Raw genomic sequence first — 22,223 nt, 5'->3', positions numbered from 1 at the left:
GTCCTCACGTGAACTGCCCGCGGACCGGCCCGGTGCGCGCCCGGATCCGCCGCACCTTCTCGTGCCAGCGCCACGTGCTCAGCAGCAGCCACAGGTGCGGGATGGGTGTGTGCTCGACCTCGTCCGCCGGAGGCACCGATAGCAGTTCCCGGACCAGGTCGTCCGCGGCCAGCACCGGGTGGTGTTCGAGGACGAGCGCCGCCAGTGCCGCTTGCAGTGCTGCCTTGCCCGGGAACGGGAACACCTGCTTGGGGCGTTCCAGCAGGGTCGGGGGCAGCACACCCGCGAGCGCTCGCCGCATGACGTCCTTGCCCCGGCGGCGAGCCCGGTCGACGTGCCGTTCGAGAGGCCGGGCGAAGCACCATTCGACCAGGTGGTGATCCAGGAACGGCACCCGCGCTTCGACGCCGCTGCGCATGCTCAGGAAGTCCTCGAACCGGAGCACGCGGTGCAGCTGCGTGGCGACCAGCAACCGGTGTGCCCGCTCCAGCGGAGGGCCCGGCAGGCCCGCGCAGAAGTCCCGGAAGCCCTTCTCGACCACTTCGGCGTGCCCCAGGACTGCCGGCGAGAGCCCGGGTGCCCTCCTCGAAGCGGGCATCGCGAGGAACTTCGGGTTCGCCGGCTCATCGACGTCGTGGACGTTGCGGGTGAAGCCGGGCAAGCCGACGTACCCGGCCATGATCTCGTCGGCGCCCTGCCCGTTGAGGACCACGCGGAGCCCGAGGTCGCGCACGGACCGGTAGTTCGCCGCGATCGTCGGGTGCCGCGGGTCGTCGCCCAGGACAGCCAGGTCGCACGCTTCGTCCACCTGATCGAGCGTCAGCCGGCCGCCGTGGACGTCGACGTGGTGCCGGACCCGCCCCGCGCCCAGGGAGCGGACGAGCTCCTCGCTGTAGCGCAGGTCTTCGTTGCCCGTCGGGGACGGCGGTGCCCCGTCGGCGTCCCCGAACGCCACGGTCACGCAGGTCACCGGTCCGGATCCGGCGGCGAGCGCCGCGATCGCGGAGGAGTCGAGACCCCCGCTGAGGAACGCGCTCACCGGAACGTCCGCCTGCAGCATGCCGCCGAGGCTGCTGCGCAGCAGGTGACCGAACTCCTCGACCTCGGAGCCTCGTTCGTCGGTGACATCGGGCCGGGTGCCGGGGAGCCGCCAGTAGGTGTGCCACGACACCGTCCCGTCGCCGTCGAACCGCGCGGCGGCGCCCGGGGCGACCGAGCGGACCCCGGCCACGAGCGTGCGGTCGACCTCCCAGTCCAAAGTGGACGAACAGAGCAGCTGGCGCCGGAACACCTCCAGGTCGGGTTCGGCGGTCACCAGACCCGACTCGAGCAGGGCTTCGACCTCGGAAGCGAACACGAGCCGCCGGTCGTCGTGGTGGTAGTACAGCGGCTTGACGCCGAGGCGGTCGCGGACCAGCCACACCGCGCGTTCCCGCTCGTCCCACACCGCGAACGCGAACATCCCGTCGAACCGGTCCACGGCGGCGAGCCCCCACCGGCGCCACGCCTGCAGGACGACTTCGGTGTCGGTGCCCGAGCTGAACGAGACCGAGCGGCTCAGCTCCGCGCGCAGAGCGCGGTGGTTGTAGAGCTCACCGTTGTAGACGATGGTGAGCCCGTCGCGGCTCATCGGCTGCGCGCCTTGCTCGCCGAGCCCGACCACGCTGAGCCGCCGATGGCCGAGCGTCACGCCCTCGCTCTGCGCGAAGCCTTCCCCGTTCGGCCCGCGGTGGGCCAGCGCCCGGGTCATCCGGCGCACCGCCGCCGCGTCCCCGCGCTGGTCCCGTGCGTCGGCGAACCGCCGGACGCCAGAGATCCCGCAGCCGGAGTAGGTCATCGAACGCCCACCTCGTCGCGCGTTCCGGCGGGCCACCGCTTCCGCCGGACGATGCGCATCGCGAGCAGCAGGATCACGCCACACAGCAAGAACGGCGCCCCGGGGAAGGCGACGACCGCCTCCGGCCCCGTGAAGTAGTCGAACAGCGCACTGCCGATCAGGGGCGCCACGAGCGCGTCCAGGCTGTTGAGGCCGGCGAGCGCACCCTGGACCCGGCCTTGTTCCTCCGCGGCCACCTCTCGTGCGGCCGCCGCGCGGGAGGCAGGAGTGATGACGCAGCCGACCGTGTAGCAGAGGACGAACGGCACGACGATCCACGGGCTCCCGACGAACGCCAGACCGCCGAGAGCCACCGCCGCGCTGGCCAGGCCGGCCAGCATCGCCCGCCGCTCCCCCAGCCGCGCGACCATGACCGGGACCAGCTTGCTCTGCGCCAATCCCATGCAGGCGCTGAGAACGGCGAGCAGGACGCCGTTCTGCAGCGGGCCCCAGCCGAACCGCTTGCCGGAGTAGAACACCCACATGCTCTGGAAGGTCAAGGTGGCGAAGCAGTAGCAGAGGACGAGCGCGGACACCCGGCCCATGGCGGGGGTCGAGCGCAGCACGGCCAGCGCGCGCCACGGGTAGAGCTGCGGCAACCGGACCGGCCGGCGCTTTTCCGGCGGGTGCGACTCCGGCAGCGAGGTCAGCGCGAAGATCAGGTTGACCGCCTGGAGCGCGGCCGCGACCAGGTAGGGCAGGTGCAGGCTGACGGCGCCGAGCAGCCCACCGGTCGCCGACCCGAGCACGAATCCGCCGTTCATGCAGAGCCCGAGCAGCCCGAAGTTGCGGATCCGCTGTTCGGGGCCGGAGATGTCCGCGATGTACGCGCTGATCACGGCGACCTTGGCGACCGCGAGGCCGGTGATGACCTGGGTCAGGTACAGGACTCCCAGGCTCGGGACGAACGCGATCAGCGCGTTGTTCAGCATGCTGCAGCCGAGAACCAGCAGCACCATCGGCCTGCGGCCGAGGCGGTCGCTCAGCGCCCCGAGTGCCGGCGCGGCCACGAACTGCAGCGCGTTCATCACGGCGATCATCAAGGCGAGGTGGATGGCGGCCGCACCGCTGTCGCCCCCGGTCAGGGTCCGGATCACCTCGGGCAGCACGGGGAGCGCGGAACCCGCGGCGAGCATGTCGGCGCAGACCATGGCCAGCACCAGGTACAGCGGGACGTTCCCGCGCGCGGGGCTCACACGGCCGCCTGGGCCAGCGCGGCGCGGATCCACGTGCCGAACCGGCTGCGCAGGTGGGGTGCGTCGAGGGTGGAAAGGCTGGTGCTCCAGCCGTCGAGGACGGCACCGCCGGGCGTGGCCAGCCACTGCGTGCACAGGTAGCCGGGACGCAGGCTCCCGGCCAGCCGCGCGCAGTGGTCGCGCAAGTCCGCCGGGAGGTCGCCGGTGTCGACCGGCTCGCCGGCGAGGAAATGCACCCGGCGGACGTCGCTGTGCTCGACGTTTTCCTGCACGACGTGGCCGGTGCCGGTCCGGGCGGCCATGGCGAGCAACATCGTGAGCTGCCCGCGATCGTCGGCCCGCGCCGCGGCGCCGGTGGGGTCCGTTCGCCCGCGGACCACCCACGAGCTGCCGCCCGTGCGGGTGGCGGGCTCCAGCGCGTGGTGCGCGTACCGCCCGAACGGCACCGCGGTCGTGGGCGCGACCGGGATCCCGAGCGCCGCCGCGCGGCAGGCGATCGCCAGCCGGTCGGCCTCGAGCTGGTCGGCGCGGTCGAGCTGCGCGTTGGCGAGCAGGCTGCCGTGCAACCGGACCGTCTCGTGGATCGCCTGGAGGAAGCGGGCCGACGCGGGGTCGGGCGAATACCTGTCGATCCAGAAGGCCTTCGGCGTGGTCAGCAGGTCTTCGTCACCGAGCAGCAGGCGTGGCCGCGATCCGGCGACCGGCACCAGCTCGTGCAGCGGCACCGCACGAAGCGGGATGCCGTCGAGCTCACCCGGAACCACCTGGGCGGCGTGTTCGGCGTCGTGGATGTGGACGATTTCCGGCCGGTGGCTCACGTGAGCTCCTCCTGGTCGAGTAGCGCCGCGATGCGCTCGGCACCGGCGTCGCGCAGCATCGAGACGTGGTCTCCGGGCACCGTGTGCACGTCCACGGACGCGGCCAGCCCGCGCCACCCGGCGAGATCACGCCAGCGCGCGCTCGTCGTCTCCGAGAGCACGATGGTCACGTGGCCGAGGCCGCCGCGGGGGATCCAGGCCTCGAGCGCCGCCTGGTTCTGCAGCAAGGTCGTCACGCGGTCGAGCAGTACCGGGTCGTCCGCGCCGGACAGGTACGCCGCTGACAGATCCTGCGCTTGGGCGCGGGGTCCGCCCGCCGGGCGCCGGTCCAGTTCGGCGCGCACGCGCTCGGCGCTCCACCCGGGCAGAACGGCCGAGAGCAGGTGGGCGGGCACCGCCGGGTCGGCGCGCTCGCCGGGCGCGAGCGGGGGCGGATCCACCAGCGTGAGCGCGCCGACCACGACGTCGCGTGCCGTCGCGCGCACTGCCATCTCGGCCGCCACCGCGGCGCCGAACGACCAGCCGGCCAGCCGCAGCGGCGACCGCGCACCCCGGACTGCCAACCGGTCGAGGTAGTTCTCGGCGAGTTCCCCGATGCCGGCCGGGCCGGCTCCCCGGAACTGGGTGAGCCCGTGGGCCACCGTCCTCCGCAACCGGTCGGCGAGCGGCCGGAACCAGTGCACCGAGCCACCCACCGGGTGGACGAAGAACCGGGCCGGGCCCGAGCCGTCCGTGGACAGCGGCACGACCCCGGCGAGGTCGTCCAGCGCCGCCATGACGTCGTCGAGCACGCCGGCCGCCCGTGCCGGGGTCAGCGCGGAATCCGCGGCGGCCAGCCGGACCGTCAGCCGGCCGTCGCGGACGGCAGCGGACACGTCGACCGGCGTCGGCAACACGTTCGCACCGGCGATCGGCGTGCCGGTGGGCAGGGCCACCGGGACCAGCGGGCCGGCCTCGGCACCGGTGCGTTGCTCGCCCAGGTAGTTCACCGTGATCTGCGGAAGCGCGTCCGCGGGGTGCCCGGTCAAGCCGTGCTGGTAGCGAGCTCGGGTGAACCCCGCTCCACCGCCGGGAACGCCGTCGAGCTGCCGCCGGTAGGCCCGGGCCGTTTCGGCGAGGCCGTCCCCCGCCGGGGCGGGCAACCGGACCGGGTACAGCGCGGTGAGCCAGCCGACGATCTCGTGGGCGTGGGGGACGTCGTTGCGTCCGTGGCCTTCGAGGAAGACGTACAGGTCCGACGTCCGCCCGAGCGCCCGGCCGAGGGCGGCGAGGAGCAGGGCGGCAGGGCCACCGAGGTCGAAGCCCTCCGCGTCGTCGACGAGGAACCGGGTCGCGGCGGCGGACAGCACGCGGGTCACGACCGTCGCATCCGCGAAGGTGGCCGAGGGCCACCGGTCGCCGGCGTCCGCCGCCGCGCGGGTGAGGAGTGCACGCCAGTGCGCGAGCTCGGCGGCGTCCGGTTCCGGCGGCGGTGCGGCGGGCAGTCCGTGTGCGGTTCCGGGCAGTTCGCCGTGGACGGCGCGGCCGAGGTCGTCCAGCAGGACGTTCCAGGAAACGGCGTCCACGATCAGGTGGTGCAGCACCAGGAGCAGGTAGCGCTCGCCGCCCGCGGCACGGATCCCGGAGAACGCCCACAGCCGCCCGTCGGCGATGGACAGGCTCGCGTGCACGCGATCGGCGTGGGCCGCGAGCGCGGGGTCGTCCGCGTTGCCGACGTCGTGCCAGCTCAGCTCGACGGGTGCGGGTGCGTCCGCGAGCACCACCCGCGGGCCGTCGCCACTCCGGGTGAATGTGGTGCGGAAGGCGTCGTGGTGGTGCGTCAGGCGGACGAGCCCCGTGGTGAGGGCGGTGTCGGTGACCTCCGGCGCCACCCGGACGATCCGCGCCTGGTTGAAGTGGTCCGGGTCGGCGAAGTCCTGCGCGAAGAACCAGGACTGGATCCCGGTCGGCGGCAGGACCGTTCCGCCCGGCCGTCGCACGGCCACCGCCACGTCGGCGGGCCCCAGGGCAGCGAGCGCCCGGACGGTGCGTTCGCGCATGAGGTCGGCGACGGTGACGCGAACGCCGGCCGCCTGGGCGCGTGCCACCATGCGGATGGCGAGCAGGGAATCACCACCGAGGTCGAAGAAGTCGTCTTCGGCTCCGACGTTGCGGCGGCCGAGAACCGCGCACCACACGTCCGCCAGCGCGCTTTCCGCCGGACCGGTCGGACGGGCGGCCTCGGAATCGACGGCGTCCGTCTCGTCCCGGACGGGCGGGAGCGCGGCGCGGTCGACTTTGCCGGTGGCGGTCAGCGGCAGGGCGGGCAGCACCGCGATCGCACTCGGCACCATGTAGCCGGGCAGCCGCTGCGCGAGCCACCGCCGCAGCGCGGCCGGCGTGACTTCGCGGTCCTTTTCCGGCAGGACGTGGGCGACCAGGCGGTCGGTCCCGCCGGTGCGGTCGACGCTGACGTAGGCGTCGGCCACGTCGGCGTGGGCGACGCAGTTCTGCCGCACCTCGTCGAGTTCGATGCGGTAGCCGCGGACCTTCACCTGGTCGTCCAGCCGTCCGACCAGATCGAACTCCCCGTCGGCACGCAGCCGTGCCTCGTCCCCGGTCCGGTACAGCCGCCACCCGGCGAGTGGCCCGCGCGCCGGGACGGCGAACCGCTCTCGGGTCAGCGCGTCGCGGCCGAGGTACCCGGCGGCGACGCCCGGACCGGCGATGTGGAGCTGCCCCCGTGCGCCGACCGGGGCGGGGCGGTCCCGTCCGTCGAGCACGACCATGGCGTAGTTGGCCAGCGGCGTACCGACGCTGATGTCCGTGCTCGCCGGCTGCCCGGGGCGGTAGACCGTCTTCGCCGAGCACCACACGGTGGCTTCGGTGGGGCCGTACTCGTTGTGCAGCGACGCCCCGGGAAGGTGCCGCGCGTGCAGACCGACCAGTTCCGTGGTGCAGGGCTCGCCGCCGATGGCGACCACCCGCAGACCGGGCCGCCACCCACCGGGCGGGGTGCTGCGAAGGAGCTGGGCGTAGAACGAAGCCACGAAGTTGACGTGCGTGACCCGGTGCCGGTCGGTCAGTGCGCGGACGGCTTCGGGGTCACGAGCGTCGTCGCCCTCGGGCAGGACGACGGTGCCGCCGAGCCAGAGCGTCCAGAAGGTCATCGAGCCGGCGACGTCGAACACCGCCGGCAGCGTCACCAGCGTCGTCGGGGCGGTGGCTCCGAAGTGCGCGGTCCGTGCCGTGAGAGCCGTCACCGCGTTGGCGTGGGTGGTCACGACGGCCTTCGGCTCGCCGGTCGACCCCGAGGTGTAGGTGAGGTACGCGGGTGACGACGGCTCGGCGGCCGCGGCCGGCACCCGGGCGGGCGCGGCGGCGGGCAGGTCGTCGATCCGCACCACCGGCACGCCGAGGTCGTCGAACACCGCGCTCTCGGCGGACGCGAGCACGAGCACGGGCTTCGCGTCCCGGGTGATCAGCTGGAGCCGCGCCGCCGGGGCCGTGTGGTCGAGGCAGAGGTAGGTGCCGCCGGCCCGCGTGACGGCCAGCCAGGCCGCGGTCTGCTCGGGGGACTTCGCCGCGGTGACCGCGACCACGGAGCCCCGGAGGTCGGGAACCAGCGTGGCCACCGCGTGACCGATGCGGTCCGCGAGCTCGCGCAACCCGGCGTAGGTCACCGTGCGGTCGCCCTGCACCACGGCGGGCGCGCCGGGGTTGCGCTCGACCTGGTCCAGCACACCTTCGGGCAGGGTCCGGTGGCCGGGCTCGACGACGGGGCCGGTGCCGAGCGCCAGCACCTCGGTCAGCTCGGCGGGAGGGAGCACGTCGACGTCCGCGACCGGCCCGTCCCAGCCCTCCACGAGCGCCGTCAGGGTGTGCAGGAACCCGCCGAGGAGCCGGTGCGCCGTCTCCGGCCGGAACAGCGTCTTGTCGTACTCCCACAACACGGACACGCCGTCGTGCCGGCGCCCCGAGCCCGCGGCGGCCGCGCGCGGGACGCACACGACGTTGACGTCGTTCTTCGCCGAGCCGTTGTGCTCGATGCGGAACTCGCCCCGCAGCGACGGCAGCTCGAAGCGCGGCATCGGGCTGTCGTGGAAGGCGAACATCAGCTGGAACAACGGGTTGCGCCGCGGATCACGAGCCAGGTCGACGTGCTTGACGACGTCGACGAGGGGCAGCTCCTGGTGATCCTGGGCGCCCAGGAGCACCCGCATCACCGAACCGGCCAGCTCGCGGACGGCCACGTCCTCGGCCACGCGGAGCCGGAGCGGCAGGGCGTTGACGAACATGCCGAACACCGATTCGGTGCCGGGCAGCCGCCGGTTGGCGAACGCCGAACCGACGACCATGTCGGTCTCGCCGGAATGACGGGCCGCGAGCAGGGCGAAGGAAGTCAGGAACACCGCGAAGCGGCTCACGCCGGCGGCGGCGCACAGCTCGTCGATCCGGTCGACGAGCGCCGCCGGAACGTCGGCGCGGAGGCAGTCGCCGTCGAAGGCCTGGACGGCGCCGCGCGCGTGGTCCGCCGGGAAGGTGACGCCTTCGCGGCAGCCCGTCAGCTGCGCACGCCAGTACCGCAACTGCGTCCGGTAGTCACGGGTGCCCGTCCACTGCCGGTACCAGTGGCAGAAGTCCCGGTACCGCAGTCCGGGCGCCGCGTCGTGGCGATCTCCGGCCAGCGCGGCCGCGTAGCGGTCACGGATCTCGCCGAGGAACAGGGCCCCGGTCCAGCCGTCGTGGACGAAGTGGTGCTCGACCTGCAGCAGGATCGATCGGGTCGCGGAGAGCCGGTAGAGGTGCCAGCGCACGAGCGGCAGCGCTTCGACGTCGAACGGGACCCGCATGGCCGCGTGCATCGCCGCCGCGGCCCGCGCCTCCGGATCGCCTGCCTCCCGCAGGTCGGTGACCTCGACCCGCGGCTGCCACGGCGCCACGACGCGCTGCACCGGTTCACCGTCGACCTCGGTGAAGACGGTGCGCAGGATTTCGTTGTCCGCCACGATCCCGGCGAGCGCCCGCTCGAGCGCGGGGAGGTCGACCGAGCCCTCGAGGTGGAGGGAGAACTGCGCGTTGTAGGCGCGAGCGTCGGGCGAAAGTTCGCGGAGGAACCAGATCTGCTGTTGCTGGGGGCTCAGCGGCGTGACGTCGCCGTGCTCCGCCACTCGCGCGAGCGGACGGTCGGTGGCGATGCCGGCCCGCACGAGCCCGGCGATCCCGGTGATCGTCGGGTTGCCGAACAGGTCGCTGATCGGCACGTCGACGCCGTGGCTCTGCTTCAACGTCAACGAGAGGCGGACGAAGGACAGCGAATTCGCCCCGAGCGTGGTGAGGAGCGCGTCCGGGGCGAGGCCGGTGCGGCCCAGGACGGCCGAGACGGCGTCGCGCACCGAGGCCTCCAGCGGCGGCAGTGGCTCGTCGGCGACCGCCGAGGGCCGGACGGGTTCGGGCAGCCGCGCCTCGTCGACCTTCCCGTTGCCGGTGAAGGGCAGCTCGGCCAGCACGACGACGGTCGACGGCACCAGGAACGCGGGAAGCCGTCGCGCCAGTTCGGCGCGCAGCGACTCCGCTGCCGGCGCGGGGGCGCTCCGAGCGGCCGCGTAGGCCACCAGCACCGGGGTGCCGCCCTGGTGGCGGGTCGTCACGTGCGCGCTCGTGACCCCCGGCACGTCGAGCAAGGCGTCCTCGACCTGCCCGGGTTCGACCCGGTGGCCGTTGACCTTGACCTGGCGATCCACCCGGCCGTCGAACACGTGGTCGCCGTCGGTGGTGCGCCGCACGAGGTCGCCGGTGCGGTAGGCCCGCTCCCCCGAAGCCAGCGTGACGAAGCGCCGTGCGGTCAGCTCCGGCCGGCCCAGGTAGCCGAGGGCCAGGTTGGCTCCGGTGACCAGCAGCTCGGCCGGGGTCCCGGCGGGCACTGGGCCGCCGTCCGGCGCGTCGAGCACGAAGTTCGTCCCGGTGATGGGCTTGCCGATGGTGAGCGGGCCGGTCTTGCCCGTGGCGGGGTCGTACACCTTGGCCTGGCTGCACCAGACCGTCGCCTCCGAAGGTCCGTATTCGTTGTGCAGGGCGGCTCCGGGCAGGACCGCGGCGTGCCGCTCGACGAGCGCGTCGCTCCAGCGTTCGCCGCCGACGCTGACGCTGCGCAGCGTGGCCGGCGGGGCCTCGGCGAGGTACTCCAGCAGCACGCCGTAGAGGGAGGAGGGGTACAGCAGGTGCGAAACGCGCCGGTCGGTCAGCATCGCGACCGTGGCACCGACATCGCTCAACCCGCGTCCGGGCAGTACGAGGGTGCCGCCCCCGAGCAGCGCCCAGAAGACGGTCCCGACCGTGACGTCGAACGCCACCGAGTGCATCAGGGGAAGGCGCTCCGCCGGTCCGTAGACCTCCAGCCGGGCCCCGGTGGAGGCCAGGATCGCGGAATTGCCGACGAGCACGGCGTTCGGTGTGCCCGTCGAGCCGGACGTGTAGATGGCGTAGGCCGGGTCGTGGCCCTCCGCCGGGAACGGCGTGCCCCCCGCTGTCACCTCGTCGTCCAGGCACACCACGGGTCCGTCGAAGACGCTCGCGACCAGTGCACGGTGGGCGGCGTCGGTGACGACGACCGCGGGCCGCGCGTCGTGCAGTACCCGCCCGAGGTACCCGGCGGGCTGGGCGGGGTCGAGCGGCAGGTAGGCGCCGCCGGACCGCAGTGCGCCGAGCAGGGCGACGACGTAGTCCGCGGACCGGTCCAGGACCAGGGCGACGAGGTGCTGCGCGGCGGTTGCTTCGGGCAGGGCGCCCAGCACCGTCGACGCCGCGCCGTCGACGAGGTCCCGGAGTTCCGCGTAGGTGATCGGCGCGCCGTCGTGGGGCTCGACCGCGACCCGGCCGGCGAACCGCTCCATCGACGCGGAAACCGCAGCCGACAGTGTCGTGAAGTCCTGGAGCGTCATCGGTTTCCGCCCTCCAGCGCGGCTTCGCGCAGGTCTTCGAGCCGCCGGTCCAGCCGGGCGCGCGCCGCCGGCCCGAGCTGGGCGCCCAGGTACCGGTCGAACTGCCGGACGAACTCGTAGCGCACGGCGGGTGGGTAGTCGTCACGGTCGAGGAACATGAGGTCGTGCCCGGAAAGCGCGCGCACGGCGAAGATCGGGACGGGTGACCGGCCGACCGTGAACTCGGGGTTGTGCACGCTGGCGACGGTGCTGCGCGGGTGGAACTCGCCGATCATCAGGCCCAGCCGCACGAACGGCATCCGCAGCAGCCGGTGGCCGCCGTCGATGAAGTCCGCCGCGGCCTCGGGCTCGACGTCCGGGAAGAACGCCAGCAGCGCCGCCGAGCGGAACTCCGGCTTTCCGGCGAACCGCTCCAGGAACAGGTCGGCCAGGACCAGGCAGCGTTCGTAGGCGTCGCTCGCGGTCCGCCCCGGCGACCGGAGGGTCGTGAAGCAGACGATGTCCTGGGCCAGCGCGGGCGCCACGAACGGGCAGACCGCCCCGCGCCGCCCCAATCGCCGGTCGGGCCGCATGATGAATTCGTCGAGCCAGCGCAGACCGTCGACGTACCACGGGTGGCTCTCCGCCAGCGCCGCCGCTTCCGCCACGCCCACCAGTGCCGCGGCATCCGGTTCGGTGGCCGCGAGTTCCGCGAGCTCGCTGTTCATCCTCGACTCCCCCGTTCGATGGTGCCCGGGCGCGGCGTGACCGCGGGGCCCGGTGTGGAACACGCGCTCGGCCTCAAGCGGTGACGGTCTGGCGCAGCGGGCTTTCGGCTCGCTCGATCTCCCGCGCGATGAACGCGAACAAGGCGTCCGCGCGCTCTTCCCGCTGCGGCGAGGGGAGGAAGCTGAAGCCGCCCAGGGTGGTGCACCACTCGTTCAGCACGAAGCCCGTGCCGGTGACCAGCCAGTCGACGCAGAGGTAGCGGGCGCCCAGGCTGTCGGTGATCCGGCGGCACCAGTCACCCAGCTCCGCAGGCACGTCGAACGTGCTCACGTGACCGCCCCTGCTCGTGTTCGCCAGCAGGCCGCCCGCGGCCGGCCGGCGCAGCTGCGCACCGGAGACGACGCCGTCGATCAGGTACACCCGGAGGTCACCTTCGTTGACCAGGTACGGCTGGAGCACGTAGCTGCTGCCGCTCTGGGCGACCAGGTCCAGTCCCGAACGCAGTTCTTCCTCGCTCGAGAACCTGAGCACCGCGCGGCCCATCGACATCTCGCGGGGCTTGAGCAGCCACGGCCCGTCACCGAGCAGGGGCAGGTGCCGCAGCACCCGCTGCGCGTGCCTGCCGGGCGGCACGACCAGCGTCGGCAGGTGCGGCACGCCCAGCGCGCCCGCCCGGTCGGCGATGGCCAGCTTGTCGCGCTCCAGGAACTCGAGGTCCGTGGTGGTGCGGTTGACCAGAACGCTGTCGCTGGCCGCGACGACCTCGTAGATCGCTCCGAGGAACTGGGCCGCCTGCGGGTCGGCGCTGGTCTGCTCGAGCAGGAAACAGCCCCGCTCTTCGAGCAGATCGCGTTCCGAGCGGTACAGGTGCGGACGGCGGCCGACCGCCGGGACGAGTTCGCGCGCCGGGACGAATTCGAAACCCAAGCCGGACTTTTCGGCGGCCGGCAGGTAAAGGTCGAGCAGTTTCCGTTCTTTGCCGCGCAGCCACGCGTCCGGGAAGTCGTCGGGATGGTGCACGAACGAAACCGTCCGGCGCACGTTTCCGCGCAGCACGAATATTCCCCCCACAATTGATGCGCGCCGAGACGGCACGAACCCACAGCGGCCCTCCCGCCGCCGGTCCGAAGTGAAGCAAGGCGGGCACCGGCGGGGCAAGGTGACCATGATCACCCGTCCCGATCACCGACAACGTCCGGCCGAGTCGGCCGAACGGGCGGAGCCGGGGGCACGGGACGCCCGGTGCGGCACGTCGTTCCAGGTCATCGGCCCTGCCCTACACTGGACGGGGTCCACGTTGGAAGCGAAAGGTGTACACGAGCGCATGGTCAGCGAAGAAGTATTCCCGGCGAAGTTCGACTCCCTCGGTCTCACCTTCGACGACGTGCTGCTGCTCCCCGCCGAATCCGACGTGATCCCCAGCCAGGTCGACACCACGACGCGGCTAACCCGGAACGTCACCCTCAAGATGCCGCTCGTCTCCGCGGCGATGGACACCGTCACCGAAGCCAAGATGGCGATCGCCATGGCCCGGCAGGGCGGCATCGGCGTTCTGCACCGCAACCTGCCGGCCGAGGCCCAAGCACGCCAGGTCGAAACCGTGAAGCGTTCCGAAGCGGGAATGGTCACCGACCCGGTCACCTGCCGGCCGACCCAGACCCTCGCCGAAGTCGACGCGCTTTGCGCCCGGTACCGCATTTCCGGTGTGCCGGTGGTGGACGACGACGGCAAGCTGGCGGGGATCATCACCAACCGCGACATGCGGTTCGAAATGGATCCGCAGCGCCCGGTCGCCGAGGTGATGACGAAGTCCCCCCTCATCACGGCTCCGGTCGGCGTGACTCCCGAAGAGGCTTTGCGTCTCCTGCGCGAAAACAAGGTCGAAAAGCTGCCGATCGTCGAAGACGGTGGCCGGCTCGTCGGGCTGATCACCGTCAAGGACTTCGCGAAGAACGAGCAGTTCCCGGACGCCGCGCGGGACAAGGCGGGGCGGCTGCTGGTCGCGGCCGCGATCGGCGTCGGCGAAGATGCCCTCAACCGGGCGAAGCTGCTGGTCGACGCCGGCGTCGACGTCCTCATGGTCGACACGGCCCACGGTCACCAGGGCGACGTCCTGACCGCGGTGGCCGCCGCGAAGCGCCTTTTCGCCGACGGGGTCGACGTCGTCGGCGGGAACGTCGCCACGCGCGCGGGAGCACAAGCGCTGATCGACGCGGGCGCCGATGCCGTCAAGGTGGGCGTGGGCCCGGGTTCGATCTGCACCACCCGGGTGGTCGCCGGAGTCGGCGTCCCGCAGATCAGCGCGATCTACGAGGCTTCGCTCGCCTGCGCCGCCGCCGGCGTGCCGGTGATCGGTGACGGCGGGATCCAGTACTCCGGCGACATCGCCAAAGCGCTCGCGTCGGGAGCCGACACCGTGATGCTCGGCAGTCTCCTCGCCGGCACCGGCGAAGCGCCCGGCGAACTCGTGTACATCGACGGCGAGCAGTACAAGACCTACCGCGGCATGGGCTCCCTGGGAGCCATGCAGTCCCGCAACGGCACCAAGTCGTTCTCGAAGGACCGCTACTTCCAGGGCGATGTCCTGGCGGAGGAAAACCTCGTCCCGCAGGGCATCGAGGGACGCACGTCGTTCCGTGGACCGGTAGCCGACGTCGTGTACCAGCTCGTCGGGGGGCTGCGCGCCGGCATGGGCTTCGTCGGCGCCCGCACGATCGCCGACCTGCAGCAGGCCCAGCTGGTCCGGATCACCGCGGCCGGTCTGCGCGAAAGCCACCCGCACGACATCACCATCACGACCGACGCCCCCAACTACAACTCACCGGGCCGCCGCTGATCCGGCCGATTCGGCCCCCCGCACAACGCGGGGGCCGAATCGGTCTCGCCGCATGGCTCACGACTGGCTCAGGCCGATGCTCGCCGAGATAGGACGGACGTTGACGCAGTTGGCGGTCGACTGCCCCGGGTAGCTGCCGGCCGGTTGCCAGCTTCCGTAGGCGTACCTGGTGCTCGTGCACTTGGCGACCGCGCGGTAGCTGCCGGGACCTTTGGTGCACTTCGCGTAGGTGGTGTACAGCCCCGAAATTCCCCAGGTGCACCCGGACGGCCACGGTTCCGCCGAAGCGGAACCGGCTGTCGCGAGCGCACCCGAGACCACCAAGCCGGCAATCATCGAAACCGCAGCTGCCTTTTTCATTCGCCGCTCCCCTGGTTCGCATTTGTCCCATGGCGAAGCCGACACGCCCACCCGCGACCGCCGGTTGACCCGGATCCCCGGCAATCACCCGATCGGCACAGTGATGCGCGGCCCGCGACGCGAACCGGCCTTCGTCCCGGGAAGCGGTCGTCAGCCGAAGAGGTCGAAGGCGCGCAGCAGGAAGAACGCGGCCACCCCCAGCACGATGACCCCGATCAGGACGAGCGCGAGCACCGGAACCGTCTTCGACGGCATCGGCTGCGGGTGGGACAGGCCGGAGGTCTGCCCGGCGTCGGGCGGGGTGTCGCCGGGGGTGACCGAACCGCCCCGTTCCAGGCCCGGCACCTCGTCGGGCTCGGGTCCCGGCGCGGTCATGAGCGCGCCGCCGGGACGTCCGTCGAGGGCTGGGCCGACATCGTGATCACCTGTTCTCCGGGAGGGGGCGGCCAACGGCCGTGGATGCGTTCGCCGGCGGGGCTGGTCAGGCCACGAAGGCGGAGGCGGCGCACAACGCCGCCCACGTGGCGGCGAAGGCCGCGACCTTGCCGCGCGCGGAGCGGTCGGGCAGGGTGGCGCCGAAGATGAGCGCATCCGCGGCGTCGGAGGCCACGCGCGCGGCGAGGACGACGCGCAGCGGACGACCCGGCGGGGCGAACATCATCGCGAGCCCGATGACGGCGTCCCGGGCCCCGATCCCGCCGATCAGCGTCCGCACGCCCGCGCTGACCCCGCCGGTGGGAGTGTGGTCAGGCCGCACGGTTTGGCCAGCACCTTCGGCGCGGCGATGATCGTCACGCTGTAAGCGGCGGTAGCCGTTCCGAGGACGCGGGTCAACGCGGGCATCGGTCACATCCTTCGCATCGGTCTCGAGCACCAGACCGGACGCATACCCGGTCGAATCGACAACAAACCGATGCGCTCCGGCCACCGGTCGGAGTCACCCGATCGAGAGGCGCCGCGGGACTGGACCTGTGGCCGTGCTCAGTGGGTCCACTTCGCGGCCCAGGCCGTGTCGGCGCTCGCCGACCAGAAGTTGTCCATCAGCTGCGCCGCGGAGCGCGGATCGAAGGCGAGGTCGGGCGGCGGCAGTTCACGCCGCTCCGCGGGAGTGCCCAACCCCATGATGACCTGCTCGAACCCGCCCGGCGTGTAGCCGTTGAGCACGTGGGCGGCGCTCCGGGTGGTGAAACCGTGCACCGTTCCGCGCGGGATCCACACCGAGTCACCCGCCGTCGCGCGCATCGGCGGCTGGTCCCCGACCCGGAATTCGATGGAGCCTTCGAGCACGGTGAACCACTCGTCGATCGGGTGCACGTGAGGCGGCGGCCCGCCCTCCGCCGGCATCCACTGCTCCATCACCGAGAACGCTCCCCCGGTCTGTTCCGAGGCCGCCAGCACGACCCAGAGGACGCCGAACGCCCAGTACGCCGGCGCGGTGTCCCTCCCGGCCACGAACGGCACGCCATGCGGGGAGACGGCGTTCTTCTCTTCCTTCACGATCGCGTCCTCTCAGCGGGCGTCCGCGGGTGCGAGCGGGTAGACGTCGGCATCGAAGAACCGGGCGAAGGGCAAGGTGGCCAGGGTCTCCGCCACTTGTTCCTGATCGGCGGCCACGATCTCGACGAACGTCGCCCGCCGCGCCGGGGAAACGTAGTGGGCGCCGACCTTTCCCTGCGAGCGCAACACTTCCAGCTGCTTGTGCTCGTCCTCTCTCAGCGCGGCGAATTCCGCGAGGTCGGTGTCGTCCCGGAGGGTTCCGACCACCATGAACGTCTGTGCCGTGCCGGGGTTCGGAGGCATGTTTTTCCCTTTCGAGGATGCTTCGCCGGGTCTGATGTCTCGACGTGACATCACCGTAGCACTGATGTCCCGCCGCGTCATCGACACGGGTATCCTGGTGCCATGCCCCGGTGGGAAGAAGGCAGCGAAGAGCGGATGAAGCAGTCCGCCATGGAGCTGTTCGAGGAACAAGGCTTCGAGGCCACCACCGCGGTCCAGATCGCGGAACGCGCCCGCGTCACCACCCGGACGTTCTTCCGCTACTTCCCCGACAAGGAAGAAATCCTCTTCGCCGACGCGGACCTGCTCAACGCGGCGCTCGTCCGGGAACTCCTGCGGACGCCCGACCTCGAACAGCCACTTCGGACCGTGGTCCGGACCCTGGCCGGGTACGACTGGGAAAAACTCGGCTCACGAGACCTCCTGCGCCGGCGAAGCAGGCTGATCGCGTCGAACCCGGGGTTGCTGGAACGCGATCTGATCAAGCGGCACCAGATGGCCGAGGGGTTCCGCCGGGCACTGGGCGAGCGCGGAGTCGATCCCGACACCGCGGAGCTGGCAGCCAGTACGGGAAGCCAGATCTTCGGTACGGCCTACCGCAAGTGGCTGGAAAGTGACGACAGCGACCTGACGACCATCACCGACTCCGTGACGTCCCTTCTCGCCGACATCGTGCCCGCGGCCCGGCCACCACGAGGACGCCGCCGGGCGCCGGCCGCTCCGGCCGCGAAGTAGCTCGCCGCGACGGTCAAGTCAGCCGCCACGGTTCGTCCGGACGGTGTGGGACAAGGCCCAGTGGGTAGTCGGTGGCACGCAACAAGAGCTCGCAGCCGTGTTCGGCATCCCGCAGACCTCGGCCCGGGTGATCTCGCCCTTCGTCGGCGGCGCGATCGGCAGCGGCCTGCGGGCCTGGCCGCACAGCACCTTCGCCGCGCTGGCAGCTCGCGAAACGGGCCGTCCCGTCAGCGGGCAGCCGTTCTCCACCCGCCGGCTGCGCGAATGCTACGACGTCGGCGCACGGGAGTTCGATTTCGCTGCCCGCGTAGTAAACCAGCTCAAACGGCATCCACCACCCGTGCTGGTCGCCAACGGCGACCACGACCGGATGGTGCCGACGAAGAACACCCACGACCTGGCCCGGCGCCTCCACGACCGGTTCGTCGCCAAGACCCTCGAGTTCCTCGCGCGGTAGCCGCCCGCTACGCCAGGCGCTTTCGACGGACATCGCCACCAATACCGTCCTCGTCACCGAAGCCGACCGCGGGTTCGGCCACGGCGCCACCACCTACGCAGGCGCCGAGCCGCTCGCGCTCGACATCACCGACCCCGCGAGGTCCAGGAGCCGGTACGACAGCTGTCCGACGGCGAAGACCCACCCCTGCGGGGTTTTCCGTGGCGGGCTTCCGCAAGCGGGCCGTGGCCGCGGCCGCGAGCAGGAACACGACGGCCTCGTAGCCCATCGCCGCGTCCAGGGCCCCGGCGGCGTAGGCGACCCCGGCCAGGGCCACGCCGAGTGTGCCGCCGAGTTGCTGCGCGGTGGCCAGCAACCCCGACACGGAACTGGCCACGGACACCGGAACCCGGTTCAGGACCAGGGAAAACGCCGATGCCGTGAAAACGCCGAACGCGAAGCCGCCGCCCCCGAGCACCGCCCACAGGACCGGCGCCGGCCTGGCCAGCACCGGAATGACCAGCAGCGACACGACGGCCAGGCCGGCGGACGCGGCGGCGAGCGCCGCGGCGCCGAACCGGCGTGCCGCGGCTTCGGCGACCGCGCTGCCGAGCAGGGCGCCGACCGCGTACGGTGCGACGGTCAACGCGGTCACCAGGGGGTCGCGGTGCAGCGCGCCCTGCAAGTGCAAGGAAAGCAGCAGGCTGAACGACGGGATCCCGGCGTTGAAGAGGAACACCGCGCCGATGCCCCACCGGGTCCTCGACGCGCTCAGCGCTTCCGGCCGCACCAAGGGGTCGCGCACTCGGCGTTGTGCCGCGGCGAAGGCGGCGAGCAGGCCCAGCCCGAGGGCCAGGCTCGCCCACGTCCAGGCCGGCCAGCCCGCGTCCTGGCCGAGGGTCAGCGGCAGCACGAGCAGGATCAGCCCGGTCAGCGACAACGCGGCGCCGACCGGATCCACCCGGCTCGCGTCCGCCGGGGCCCGCCCGCCGGGCAGGATCCGGACCAGGGCCAGCGACACGACCCCCACCGGCACCGGCAGGGCCAGTGCCAGCCGCCAGCCCAGCCCGAGCGGGTCGAAGTGCAGCAGGACGCCGCAGCACAGCGGGCCGGCCAGCGACGCCACGGCCATCGTCGCCCCGTACCGGCCCAGGACCCCGGCCCGCCGGTCCGCGGGCACCGCGGTCTGGATCAGCGACAGGATCTGCGGCGCGACCAGGCCGCTGCCGGCGCCCTGCACCAGCCGGGCGGCCACGAGGGACCCGACGTCCGGCGCGGCGGCCGCGGCCAGCGACGCCAGCGTGAACACGGCCGTGCCGGTGACGAACACCCGCCGGTAGCCGAACCGGTCGCCGAGCCGGGCCGCGGTGATCAGCGCGCAGGCGTAGGTCAGCGTGTAGCCGACCAGCGCGAGCTGGCCCGCGCCCGAGCCGGCGGCGAGGTCGTGGCGGATGCGCGGGACGGCGAGCTGCATCACGGTGACGCTCATCAGCTGGACGAACGTCCCCGACAACAGCACGGCTTGCGCGGCGGGCCTCATGCCTGCTTCGCGATCCGGCCGAGCAGTTCGGCGAGCTCGCCGGGGCGGGTCAGGAACGGCGAGTGCCCGCCGGGCAGGGAGTGCACCGCGAACGGGTGCTCCGGGGTCAGGCGGTCCGCTTCGGCGATCATCAGGTCCTGGGTGGCCGGCGGCAGCGCCAGGTCGTCGGTCAGCCGGATGTAGCTGCGCGGCACCCGGCCCCACCGCCCGGCGGTCACCGGGTACGCGCCGGCGAGCGAAGCCACCGGTTCGTCGGGGTGCAGCGTCAGGCGCCAGCCCGGCCGGTCCGCGGGCCAGTCGGTCAGGAAGGCCCGCCGGATCGCCTCGACCTCGGCGGGGTCGGGCGAGAGCGGGTTGATCCGGAAGGCGCCGAGGACGTCGGGGTCGCCGGTCCGGGGTGCGTGGGCGGCGCCGGCGTTCACCGGGTCCGTCACGTAGTCGCCGAAGCGCGGCCGTCCGGCGGGCACGAACGCCGACAGGTAGACGACGTGGTCGACCAGGTCGGTGTGCCGCTCGACCGCGGCCGAGGCGGGCCCGCCGCCCGCGCTGTGCGCGACGAGGACCACGCGGGAGAACCGGCGGCGCACCTCGGCGAGGTCGGCGATCAGGGCGTCGACGAGCACCTCGGTGGTCAGCCCGGCGAGCGCGGAGGGCTCGGTCGCCAGCCCGGGCTGCCCGGGCCGGAGGTACCCGGACGGCAGCGGCGCGGTCACGCCGTGCCCCGGGAGGTCCACGGCGACGCCGACGGTGCCTTGCGCGGCCAGTGCCCGCTGGGTGGCGGCCCAGTGCAGTGAGGAGTGCCAGGCACCGTGAACGAGGACGAAAGCGGTGGTTTCAGTCATGGAACCCACCCCACCGCCCGACGAGTACGCTATCCAGTTTCATAGCTGAATCACCCTCGCGCGATATCCTGAAAATATGGAGTCCCGTCACCTCCGCTACGCCCTCGCGCTGGCCGAGCACCAGCACTTCGGCCGCGCGGCCGCATCCCTCGGCATCGCCCAGCCGCCGCTGTCCACCCAGATCGCGGCCGTCGAACGCGAGGTCGGCGAGCGGCTCTTCGACCGCACGCCCCGCGGGGTGTTCCCGACCGCGGCCGGTACCGCGTTCCTGGCCCGCGCCCGGCGGGCACTGGGCGAGATGTCCGCCGCCGCGGTCGAAGCCGGCCGCGCGGCCCGCGGCGAGACGGGACAGCTGCGCATGGGCTTCATCGGCTCGGCCCTGCTCGACCCGCTACCCGGCGTGCTGGGCCGGTTCCGCAAGGCCCGGCCGGACGTCCGGCTCGACCTGCGCGAGATGAACAGCGCGGAGGGGACGGCCGCCTTGGTCGCCGGCGAACTCGACGTCGCGGTCGGCCGCGGCGCACCGCGCGGCGCGCGCGTGGACGGCCTGGTGACCGTCCCCATCGGCGCCGACCACCTGGTCGCCGTCGTCGGCACCGCCCACCCCTTCGCCGGCCGCGCGGCGATCCGGCTCGAGCAGCTCGCGGCCGAGCGCCTGATCATCTCGGCACCCGCGCAGGAACCCGCCGTGGCCGCGCGCCTGCGCGACCTGTTCGGCACCGGCGCGGCCGCGCTGGACGCCGCGACGACGTCCCGGGACGTCCACACGATCATCGGCCTGGCGGCGTGTGACGTCGGTGTCGGCCTCGGCCCGGCCCGGATGCGGCTGATCGCCCGCAAGGACGTCTGGTTCTGCGACATCACCCCGCACGTCCGCCTCCCGGACCTGCAGCTGTCCTTCCGCGCGGCCGACGACTCCCCGGTGCTCGCGGCGTTCCTGAACGTCGTCCGCGCCAACTGCGCCGAGGTCGGCTCCCGGCTCGACGACGTCCTCGCCCGCCGCGAAGCCCGATCGGTCAAGCAGTAGTCACCTGGCGCGTCCTCGCGATCACCCAAGGATTCGCCGCCGTCACCCAGCGGGCTGCCCCAGCAGCTCGCGCGATCAGCCGGGTGAGGGCGCCCGCGTAGTCCTCGCGGGCGCCCAGTACCCCGATCGGGTGCAGTAGTAAATCTATGCCAGCCGGGTTAGACATTCGGCGCCGAGTGTGTGTAGAGTTCTTCTTGTACGGAGAGAGACAACGTCAAGCAGGCGCGGGAGAGGACGTAACTACCCGCGAAGTGAGACAGGCGGTCAGGCAGGACGGGGCCAATCAGTGGACAGGTCTCGGCTGGTGACCGAAGAAGGTGCTGGATCGCAGTATGCAGTGAAGCCAGGTGGCCGGGACCGATCACGGTAAGGGGTTCCGGGCAGTGGCCCGCGGTAGCACGCGTGCTGGGGCCGATCAGTGGAAGGGTTCCAGCCGGTGACGACCGCACCAGCAGTACGCAGTAAGGCAGTACGCAGTAAGGCAGTACGCAGTAAGGCAGTACGCAGTAAGAAGGAAACACCGGAAAGAAGGGAAGGGGCACATCATTGGATCGCCCGCAGCGGCCGGGCAGTACAGCCGCGCGGGTACCGCAGTCCCATCGGATTGGCAGGTGGTTCTCGGTTACGAGTAAGCGATCCTCGCCTCGTCGGCCTCTCGGCCGGGCGACGCGAGTACAGGAAGCCGGCGGTCGCGTCGGTTGACAATGGTGAAACCCAAACCCCTGGGACCCCGGGTGCCGTGCATGGCACCCGGGGTCCCTTGTGATGTGGAGGTGGAATGATCCCTGACCAATACGACCCGGCCACCCGCGTGGCCGACAAGTTCGACGACGAGAACTACCCCGGCTACACCATGGGCCGGGCCGCGGAAATGCTCGGTACCACGCAGAACTTCCTGCGCAGTCTCGACGACGTCGGCCTGATCACCCCGCAGCGCTCCGCCGGCGGGCACCGGCGCTACTCCCGCCACCAGCTGCGCATCGCCGCGCGAGTGCGGCAGCTCGTCGACGAGGGCACGGCCATCGACGCCGCCTGCCGCATCATCTCCCTCGAAGACCAGCTCCACGAAGCCCGACAACGCAACCCCAGTCCCCAACCCGCCGACTGAACCCGCGAGGCCCACCGCCGGCCCCGCGGGTGCCACACCCCG

18 protein-coding genes are annotated in these 22,223 nt (G+C 72.3%); 5 read left to right on the top strand and 13 right to left on the bottom strand.

Translation table 11 applies throughout. From position 1 onward, the window contains the following. Positions 1–4: 4 nt before the first annotated feature. The 6 genes from asnB to MUY14_RS09005 all read right to left on the bottom strand — a co-directional run bounded on the left by asnB (position 5) and on the right by MUY14_RS09005 (position 12,538). A complete protein-coding gene (gene asnB, locus MUY14_RS09030; protein WP_247022409.1) occupies positions 5–1,837 on the bottom strand; it encodes an asparagine synthase (glutamine-hydrolyzing) in 1,833 nt (610 codons plus the stop codon). Further along, positions 1,834–3,072 carry an MFS transporter gene (locus MUY14_RS09025; protein WP_247022408.1) on the bottom strand — a complete coding sequence of 413 codons (1,239 nt, stop codon included), beginning with the start codon at positions 3,070–3,072 and terminating at the stop codon, positions 1,834–1,836. The genes asnB and MUY14_RS09025 overlap by 4 nt, the downstream gene beginning before the upstream one ends. Next, positions 3,069–3,890 (bottom strand): hypothetical protein, encoded by an 822-nt coding sequence (locus MUY14_RS09020; RefSeq protein ID WP_247022407.1) that lies wholly within the window; start codon positions 3,888–3,890, stop codon positions 3,069–3,071. Before MUY14_RS09020 ends, MUY14_RS09025 begins: the two co-directional genes overlap by 4 nt. Continuing rightward, on the bottom strand, positions 3,887–10,810 hold the full coding sequence (locus tag MUY14_RS09015; protein WP_247022406.1) for a non-ribosomal peptide synthetase: 6,924 nt from the start codon (positions 10,808–10,810) through the stop codon (positions 3,887–3,889). The genes MUY14_RS09020 and MUY14_RS09015 overlap by 4 nt, the downstream gene beginning before the upstream one ends. Further along, complete coding sequence (locus tag MUY14_RS09010) at positions 10,807–11,517, bottom strand: DUF6875 domain-containing protein (protein ID WP_247022405.1); 711 nt, start codon at positions 11,515–11,517, stop codon at positions 10,807–10,809. The genes MUY14_RS09015 and MUY14_RS09010 overlap by 4 nt, the downstream gene beginning before the upstream one ends. A 73-nt stretch (positions 11,518–11,590) precedes the next feature. Continuing rightward, positions 11,591–12,538, bottom strand: a complete 948-nt coding sequence (locus MUY14_RS09005; RefSeq protein ID WP_247022404.1) for a RimK family alpha-L-glutamate ligase — start codon at positions 12,536–12,538, stop codon at positions 11,591–11,593. Positions 12,539–12,842: 304 nt separating this feature from the next. Between MUY14_RS09005 and guaB the strand changes: the two genes are divergently transcribed. Then, positions 12,843–14,354: an IMP dehydrogenase gene (gene guaB / locus MUY14_RS09000; protein WP_247025089.1), complete on the top strand. Its 1,512-nt coding sequence runs from the start codon at positions 12,843–12,845 to the stop codon at positions 14,352–14,354. A 57-nt stretch (positions 14,355–14,411) separates the two neighbouring features. On the opposite strand, the gene MUY14_RS08995 is transcribed toward guaB, so the two are convergent. The 5 genes from MUY14_RS08995 to MUY14_RS08975 all read right to left on the bottom strand — a co-directional run bounded on the left by MUY14_RS08995 (position 14,412) and on the right by MUY14_RS08975 (position 16,514). Next, entirely contained in the window at positions 14,412–14,714 is a 303-nt protein-coding gene (locus MUY14_RS08995) for a hypothetical protein (protein ID WP_247022403.1), read from the bottom strand. A gap of 150 nt (positions 14,715–14,864) precedes the next feature. Further along, entirely contained in the window at positions 14,865–15,089 is a 225-nt protein-coding gene (locus MUY14_RS08990; protein ID WP_247022402.1) for a DUF6480 family protein, read from the bottom strand. 106 nt (positions 15,090–15,195) lie between these two features. Beyond that, on the bottom strand, positions 15,196–15,471 hold the full coding sequence (locus MUY14_RS08985; protein WP_247022401.1) for a hypothetical protein: 276 nt from the start codon (positions 15,469–15,471) through the stop codon (positions 15,196–15,198). A 224-nt stretch (positions 15,472–15,695) separates the two neighbouring features. Continuing rightward, positions 15,696–16,211 carry a cupin domain-containing protein gene (locus MUY14_RS08980; RefSeq protein ID WP_247022400.1) on the bottom strand — a complete coding sequence of 172 codons (516 nt, stop codon included), beginning with the start codon at positions 16,209–16,211 and terminating at the stop codon, positions 15,696–15,698. A 12-nt stretch (positions 16,212–16,223) separates the two neighbouring features. Next, positions 16,224–16,514, bottom strand: a complete 291-nt coding sequence (locus MUY14_RS08975) for a muconolactone Delta-isomerase family protein (protein ID WP_247022399.1) — start codon at positions 16,512–16,514, stop codon at positions 16,224–16,226. Between the two features lie 102 nt (positions 16,515–16,616). Between MUY14_RS08975 and MUY14_RS08970 the strand changes: the two genes are divergently transcribed. After that, positions 16,617–17,228, top strand: a complete 612-nt coding sequence (locus tag MUY14_RS08970) for a TetR family transcriptional regulator (protein WP_247022398.1) — start codon at positions 16,617–16,619, stop codon at positions 17,226–17,228. Positions 17,229–17,271: 43 nt separating this feature from the next. Next, a complete protein-coding gene (locus MUY14_RS08965; protein WP_281506272.1) occupies positions 17,272–17,685 on the top strand; it encodes a molybdopterin cofactor-binding domain-containing protein in 414 nt (137 codons plus the stop codon). A 7-nt stretch (positions 17,686–17,692) separates the two neighbouring features. Here the strand turns inward: MUY14_RS08965 and MUY14_RS08960 are convergent, their stop codons facing one another. Then, positions 17,693–19,204, bottom strand: coding sequence for an MFS transporter (locus MUY14_RS08960; RefSeq protein ID WP_247022396.1), 1,512 nt, complete (start codon positions 19,202–19,204; stop codon positions 17,693–17,695). Next, complete coding sequence (locus MUY14_RS08955; RefSeq protein WP_247022395.1) at positions 19,201–20,046, bottom strand: alpha/beta fold hydrolase; 846 nt, start codon at positions 20,044–20,046, stop codon at positions 19,201–19,203. Before MUY14_RS08955 ends, MUY14_RS08960 begins: the two co-directional genes overlap by 4 nt. Before the next feature lie 76 nt (positions 20,047–20,122). Here MUY14_RS08955 and MUY14_RS08950 point away from each other — a divergent pair, with 76 nt between their 5' ends. Together MUY14_RS08950 and MUY14_RS08945 are read left to right on the top strand one after the other, a co-directional pair. Next, positions 20,123–21,073 (top strand): LysR family transcriptional regulator, encoded by a 951-nt coding sequence (locus MUY14_RS08950; RefSeq protein WP_247022394.1) that lies wholly within the window; start codon positions 20,123–20,125, stop codon positions 21,071–21,073. A 778-nt stretch (positions 21,074–21,851) separates the two neighbouring features. Next, positions 21,852–22,181: a helix-turn-helix domain-containing protein gene (locus MUY14_RS08945; protein ID WP_247022392.1), complete on the top strand. Its 330-nt coding sequence runs from the start codon at positions 21,852–21,854 to the stop codon at positions 22,179–22,181. The last annotated feature ends 42 nt before the right edge of the window (positions 22,182–22,223 follow it).

It is taken from the genome of Amycolatopsis sp. FBCC-B4732, assembly GCF_023008405.1.
Lineage (GTDB): Bacteria > Actinomycetota > Actinomycetes > Mycobacteriales > Pseudonocardiaceae > Amycolatopsis > Amycolatopsis pretoriensis_A.
Note: the sequence above shows the minus strand (reverse complement) of the source record. Positions and strands in the feature narration are given on the sequence as shown.